The sequence below is a fragment of the Dietzia sp. DQ11-44 genome (assembly GCF_014145205.1).
Classification (GTDB): domain Bacteria; phylum Actinomycetota; class Actinomycetes; order Mycobacteriales; family Mycobacteriaceae; genus Dietzia; species Dietzia natronolimnaea.
The window spans coordinates 1-5,746 of record NZ_JAALEC010000738.1 but is presented as its reverse complement, the minus strand read 5'-3'; the positions used below and the strand labels follow the sequence as shown (position 1 = coordinate 5,746).

Sequence of the window (5,746 nt, the reverse complement as noted above, 5' to 3'; positions counted from 1 at the left end):
CCCCTGCGCTGGAACGTCCACTATGGACGCTGAAGAGGGGTCACGCGAAGGAAGGTGGGCAAATGGGTGTGGACTACGACGTCGATCTGGCCGTGATCGGCTCAGGAGGCGCGGCGATGTCCGCCGCCATCGCGGCCAGCCAGGCCGGTAAGAGCGTCGTGCTGGTTGAGCGCGGTGTTCTGGGCGGGACGTGCGTGAACATCGGCTGCGTGCCGTCCAAGACGCTCCTGGCGGCCGCCGGGGCCCGGCACGCCGCGCTCACCAATCCCTTCAAAGGTGCCCCAACGTCAGCCGCACCGGTGAACCTCGGCGATCTGGTGGCCCAGAAGGACGCACTCATCGAGCGCCTGCGTGATGCGAAGTACGCCGATGTGGCCGCTGCCTACGGCTTCCAGGTCCGCCCAGGCCAGGCCAGCTTCCTGGACGGGGACACCCTGGCCGTCGACGGCCAGGCGCTGCGGGCCCGGGCCTATCTGGTCGCCACCGGTGCCACCCCCGCCATCCCGGAGGTGGTCGGTCTCGACTCTGTGGACCGGCTGACGTCCACCACCGCGATGCAGCTGACCGAGCTGCCTGAGTCCCTGGTCGTTATCGGTGGCGGGTACGTCGGGATGGAGCAGGCCCAGCTGTTCGCTCACCTCGGCACCCGGGTCTCTGTGGTCGGGCGTCTGGCGCCGCACGCCGAGCCGGAGCTGGCCCAGAGACTTCGGGAAGTCTTCACCGACGACGGCATCACCGTGGTCGAAGAGCGCGCGACCACTGTGGCCCGCGAACCAGGCCCCGCAGGAGAGGTGGTGGTGACCACGGACTCGGGCGAACAGGTGCGCGGCGCGCAGGTCCTGGTGGCCACCGGACGCCTGCCCCGCACCGACGGCCTGAACCTGGCCGCTGCCGGTGTGGACGTGGACGAGCGCGGCTTCGTCGTGGTCGACCAGACCCAGCGCACCTCCAACCCGCGCGTCTGGGCCGCCGGTGACGTCTCGGGGGCTCCCCAGTACGTCTACGCCGCCGCCGCCGGCGGTCGGGCCGCCGCGCTCAACGCCCTGACCGAGGACAGGTACCCGCCGGCAGCTCGGGTCGACTACGCCGGCTTTCCTGCGGTCGTGTTCACCCGGCCCCAGCTGGCCTCGGCGGGGTTGACCGAGGACGAGGCCCTCACCCGAGGGCACGCGTGCGACTGCCGCGTCCTGGACCTGTCCGATGTCCCCCGGGCGCTCGTCCAGCACGACACCCGCGGGGCGGTGAAGCTCGTCGCCGACGCCGTGAGCGGCAAGGTTCTGGGCGTGCACGCTCTGGCGGACGGGGCCGGGGAGATCATGCTGGCGGCCACCTACGCCATCAAAAGCGGCATGACCGTCGACGATCTGGCCGACACCTGGGCGCCGTACCTGACCATGAGCGAAAGCCTGCGCATCGTGGCCGGCCTCTTCCGAAACCAGATGCCGACGTCATGCTGCGCCTGAAACCCGCGGCCCCAGCGGGGTGGACGAGGGCTCCCGCGGCGGCCCGCCTGGCGCCGTGAATGTGCCTTAAAAACCTACAGTCTTATGAGACACCAGGCGGGGACCGGACGCCGAGACCGCTTCATGGGCCGATGGGCACCTTCTGCCTCTCGCGAAGTCGTCTCACCGTGAACTGTCGCAGGGTGGTGCTCGGTAGGGGTTTGTGAGTCATAATCATGTCATGAGGCTCTTGGGGTACACCCGCGTGAGCACTGCGAGTCAGGACGCGCAGTTGCAGTTGGATGCACTCGTGGATTCCGGGGTGCAGAAGCGGGATGTGTTCGCGGATGTGACCTCGGGTAGCCGGACCGCGATCGAACGCCCGGGGATGAAGCGCCTGTTGGACTATGCCGAGTCCGGCGACACGGTCGTGGTGTGGCGCATCGACCGGCTCGGCCGATCCTTGATCGATGTCCTCAACACCGTGAACCTGATGCGCGACAAGGGCGTAAAGATCAAGTCGCTTTCGGACGGCATCGACCCGGAGACCACTTCCGGCCGGTTAATGCTGGGCATGCTGGCCACGCTGGCCGAGTACGAGCGCGAGCTGATCACCGAGCGAGTCAATGCCGGCATCGCTGCGGCGAAGCAGAGCGGTACCCGGTTCGGTCGGCCGCCTGTTGACCCGGCGGTGATTGCGGAGAAACTCGACATCGCTCGGGACGCCCGCGCCAAGGGTCGCACCGCCGAGGAAGCCGCCCGATTGGTCGGATGGTCTCGCGCCACGCTGTACCGGCACCAACAGGCTGCCCGCGACCGCGACATGGTCTCCCAGCAGGTGTGACATGGACGGGCCGCAGCGGTGGCGAATCCTCCGGCTTCACGTCGAGGACGGCATCTCGCTGACGACCCTGGCCCGTGACACCGGCACCGGGCTGCGGACACTGCAACGCTGGCACCAGCTTTACAAGACCGGCGGCATCGCGGCGTTGGAGCCGCGGCCACGACGCGACACGGGATCTCGACGCACTCCGGCGGAACTGGTCACGTTTCTCGAGCACCTCGCGCTGACCCGCCCACGCCCGAGCACCGCTGCATTGCACCGGCTCACCACGGCCGAAGCGGGTCGCTTGGGGCTGACGGCCCCGAGCTATGCCACGGTCCGCGCCATCGTCCACGCTTTGGACCCGGCCCTGGTGACGCTTGCTCTGGAGGGGCCGGCAGCATATCGGGACCGCTATGAACTGGTGTTCCGCCATCGCGCCGAACGGCCGAATGTGACGTGGCAAGCCGATCACACCGAACTCGACATCCTCATCACCGGCGCCAGCGGCACCCCCGACCGGCCCTGGCTGACGGTGGTGATGGACGACTACTCCCGCGCGGTCTGCGGGTACATGGTCTTCACCGGGGCGCCATCGGCGATGAACACCGCGCTGGTGCTACGACAGGCGATCTGGCGCAAGACCGAACCGGCCTGGGCGATGTGCGGACTACCCGACGTCCTCTATATCGATCACGGCAGCGACTTCACCAGCCGCCACCTCGAGTACACCGCGGTCTCACTGAAAATCCGCCTCATCTTCTCCACCGTCGGTCGCCCGCAAGGCCGAGGCAAGATCGAGCGGTTCTTCGGCACAGTCAACACCGAGCTCCTGGCCACCCTGCCCGGACATCTGGCACCAGGGGCCAAGACACCTCCATCTCTGGATCTACCTGCGCTCGATCAGGCGATCGCCGGTTTCATCGCCACCTACAACGAGCGGACCCACCGGGAGATCGGGACGAGCCCGAAGAAGGCGTGGATCGGTGACGGGTGGTTGCCACGCATGCCCGAATCCCTCGATGAACTCGACGGACTGCTGCTGACGGTGCCCAAGCACCGCACCGTGCAGCGTGACGGCATCCACTTCCAAGGCCGGCGCTACCTCGCGCCAACTCTGGCACCGTTCGTTGGCCGCCCGGTGACGATCCGCTACGACCCGCGTGACATCTCCGAGGTTCGCGTATACGACCGCGACACCTTCCTCTGCGTGGCCATCGATGAGGCGCACCCGAACCAACGGGTAAGCCTGCAAGAAGTCGAGACCGCACGCCGAGCCCGCCGGCGCCAACTGCGCAAAGACATCAACGACCGCATCCCGCGTATCGCCGATCGGGCCGAACCGCGCACCGCCGCCCCCGGAGCGCGGCCAACCAAGCTGCGCACCTACGAAGAGGACTAAGGATGGCCAAGGACTTCATCATCACCAAGGAACATCGCCGGTTCACCGAATTCGCCACCGCGGTACGCAAGGAACGCACCATCGGCATCTGTCACGGCGACGCCGGCATCGGCAAGACCCAATCGGCACGCCGATACGCCCACTGGGACACCGTGGAACCGTTCATCACCGAATGGGGGCCGCGCACCGAAGACGACGCCAAGCTTTATGCAACTGCGAACCGGTGCCGGACCGTGTTCTACACCCCCGAGGTGCTCCCCAGGCCCAAAATCCTCATGCACGAGATCGCGCACCTGCAGACAAAGCTCGGCATCTGCATCGACGAACACCAGCGCAACATCGGCAAAGTCACCGGCGCCCACTCAGGTCACACCAACAAGTGGGTCGAGCGGCTCATCATCGATGAAGCCGAACGACTGGCCCCGACCGCACTCGAACTCCTCCGTGATGAACACGACCGCTACGACCTGGCGATCATCCTCATCGGCATGCCTGGCATTGACCAGCGGTTTCGCCACTACCCTCAGCTCTACAGCCGCCTCGGATTTTCACACCGATACCGGGCACTAGGACGCGAGGAACTGCTCTTCGTCCTCGATCGCCATTGGAAACGCCTCGGCCGCACTCTTGACCCAGACGACTTCACCGACGCTCAAGCGATCGCCGCGATCGAACGCATCACCCGGGGCAACTTCCGCCTCCTCGAACGCCTCTTCCCTCAGATCGCCCGAGTGCTCAAGATCAACCAACTCGAGACCATCACCGACGACGTCATAGAATCCGCCGCCAGCATCCTCGTGATCGGAAACTAACGCCCCCAAGCGATCACAGAAAACCGCCGCAAAGCACTCAAACCCACAATCGTCGCTGTGTCACAGGGTGATTTCTAGAGTTATGAAACGCCGTCCCTTCGGGTCTAGTGTGTAGTGGTACAGATTCCGGACGAAAGGCTCTTTCGATGGCTGATCGAATCGGGATGTTGCTCAATCGCTCGGGTGACGGTGGCGAGGAGGTGCTCGTCGTCAGCCGCGGGAGCGTGCGTACCAGGTTCCGTCGCCGGGACGAGCTGGACTGGTCAATCCGAGTCGAGTCGACAGACTCGGAGAATATCGTCGAGGGAGAATCGGGGCCGGCCCGGAAGCCGGCTCGCCGGTCCTCGCGGCCTCGTGGGCAGCGGGTGGCGTACGTGCGTGTGTCGGCTGCTGATCAGAATGAGGCGCGTCAGCTCGAGGCGGTTGGGGAGTGCGATCAGGTCTATATAGAAAAGCAGTCCGCACGCTCTCGTGTCGATCGCGTGAAGCTCGCCGAGTGCATCGGGTACCTCCGCGACGGTGACGAGCTAGTTGTTGCATCGATGGACCGGCTCGCTCGTTCCCTGGTCGATCTCAAGCAAATCGTCGGCGAGATCACGGCTAAGGGCGCGAGCGTGGAGTTCGTCCACGAGCGGGCCACCTACGCCGCTGGCGCCCAGGATCCTCGAGCGGATCTGATGCTTTCGCTGCTCGGGGCGTTCGCGGAGTTCGAGAGGGCCATCATCCGTGAACGCCAGGCCGAGGGTATCGCTATCGCCAAGGCGAAAGGTAAGTACAAGGGACGCAAACGAGTACTGACCGACGAGCAGATCGAGACGGCCCGCGCCCGCATCGAGGCAGGGGAGGGGCCGTCGGCGATCGCCCGCGATCTTGGAGTCGGGCGTTCTACGTTGTACCGCGCACTCCAACGTCACACGCAGTGAACGCCGATGAGCGGCCCCATTGCGCTGTTGCCGGGCCTGACAGCTGAACTCCAACTCCCGCTCGTGTGCGCCCCGATGGGGGTCCGTTCCGTTGTCAGTCGATTCGCGACGGGTGGCGTGTCAGGGCCATGACCTCGATGTCCATGTACGGGAACAGTGGCAGTCCCTGGAGGATCTCGTGGAGCTCGTCGCCGGACTCGACATCGAAGATGCTGATGTTGGAGTACTGGCCCACGATGCGCCAGAGCTCCCGCCACGTGCCGGAGCGCTGCAGGTCCTGGCTGTAGGCCTTCTCACGGGCCAGGGTGTCGGCGCGGACCTCAGGGTCTAGGTCGGTGGGGATG

6 protein-coding genes are annotated in these 5,746 nt (G+C 65.9%); 5 read left to right on the top strand and 1 reads right to left on the bottom strand.

Going from position 1 to position 5,746, the window contains the following annotated elements; translation table 11 throughout:
- The first annotated feature begins 62 nt into the window (after positions 1-62).
- The 5 genes from merA (at position 63) to G6018_RS16600 (ending at position 5,402) form a co-directional block, all read left to right on the top strand.
- Positions 63-1,463: a mercury(II) reductase gene (merA, locus tag G6018_RS16620; RefSeq protein ID WP_017838447.1), complete on the top strand. Its 1,401-nt coding sequence runs from the start codon at positions 63-65 to the stop codon at positions 1,461-1,463.
- A gap of 220 nt (positions 1,464-1,683) precedes the next feature.
- Positions 1,684-2,286 carry a recombinase family protein gene (locus G6018_RS16615; protein ID WP_094364518.1) on the top strand — a complete coding sequence of 201 codons (603 nt, stop codon included), beginning with the start codon at positions 1,684-1,686 and terminating at the stop codon, positions 2,284-2,286.
- A 1-nt stretch (position 2,287) separates the two neighbouring features.
- Entirely contained in the window at positions 2,288-3,667 is a 1,380-nt protein-coding gene (locus G6018_RS16610; protein ID WP_163376769.1) for a Mu transposase C-terminal domain-containing protein, read from the top strand.
- Positions 3,668-3,669: 2 nt separating this feature from the next.
- The gene (locus tag G6018_RS16605) at positions 3,670-4,479 is read left to right on the top strand and encodes an AAA family ATPase (protein WP_182640231.1); all 810 of its coding nucleotides are present in this window, start codon (positions 3,670-3,672) and stop codon (positions 4,477-4,479) included.
- A gap of 146 nt (positions 4,480-4,625) precedes the next feature.
- Positions 4,626-5,402, top strand: a complete 777-nt coding sequence (locus tag G6018_RS16600) for a recombinase family protein (protein WP_182640230.1) — start codon at positions 4,626-4,628, stop codon at positions 5,400-5,402.
- Between the two features lie 94 nt (positions 5,403-5,496).
- Here G6018_RS16600 and catC read toward each other — a convergent pair whose 3' ends face one another.
- Positions 5,497-5,745 carry a muconolactone Delta-isomerase gene (gene catC / locus G6018_RS16595; RefSeq protein WP_347237889.1) on the bottom strand — a complete coding sequence of 83 codons (249 nt, stop codon included), beginning with the start codon at positions 5,743-5,745 and terminating at the stop codon, positions 5,497-5,499.
- Between the last annotated feature and the right edge of the window lies 1 nt (position 5,746).

Bases quoted from the DNA above. Each gene is read 5' to 3' on its own strand.
- merA (WP_017838447.1), top strand. From the start codon at position 63: ATGGGTGTGGACTACGACGTCGATCTGGCCGTGATCGGCTCAGGAGGC.
- G6018_RS16615 (WP_094364518.1), top strand. From the start codon at position 1,684: ATGAGGCTCTTGGGGTACACCCGCGTGAGCACTGCGAGTCAGGACGCG.
- G6018_RS16610 (WP_163376769.1), top strand. From the start codon at position 2,288: ATGGACGGGCCGCAGCGGTGGCGAATCCTCCGGCTTCACGTCGAGGAC.
- G6018_RS16605 (WP_182640231.1), top strand. From the start codon at position 3,670: ATGGCCAAGGACTTCATCATCACCAAGGAACATCGCCGGTTCACCGAA.
- G6018_RS16600 (WP_182640230.1), top strand. From the start codon at position 4,626: ATGGCTGATCGAATCGGGATGTTGCTCAATCGCTCGGGTGACGGTGGC.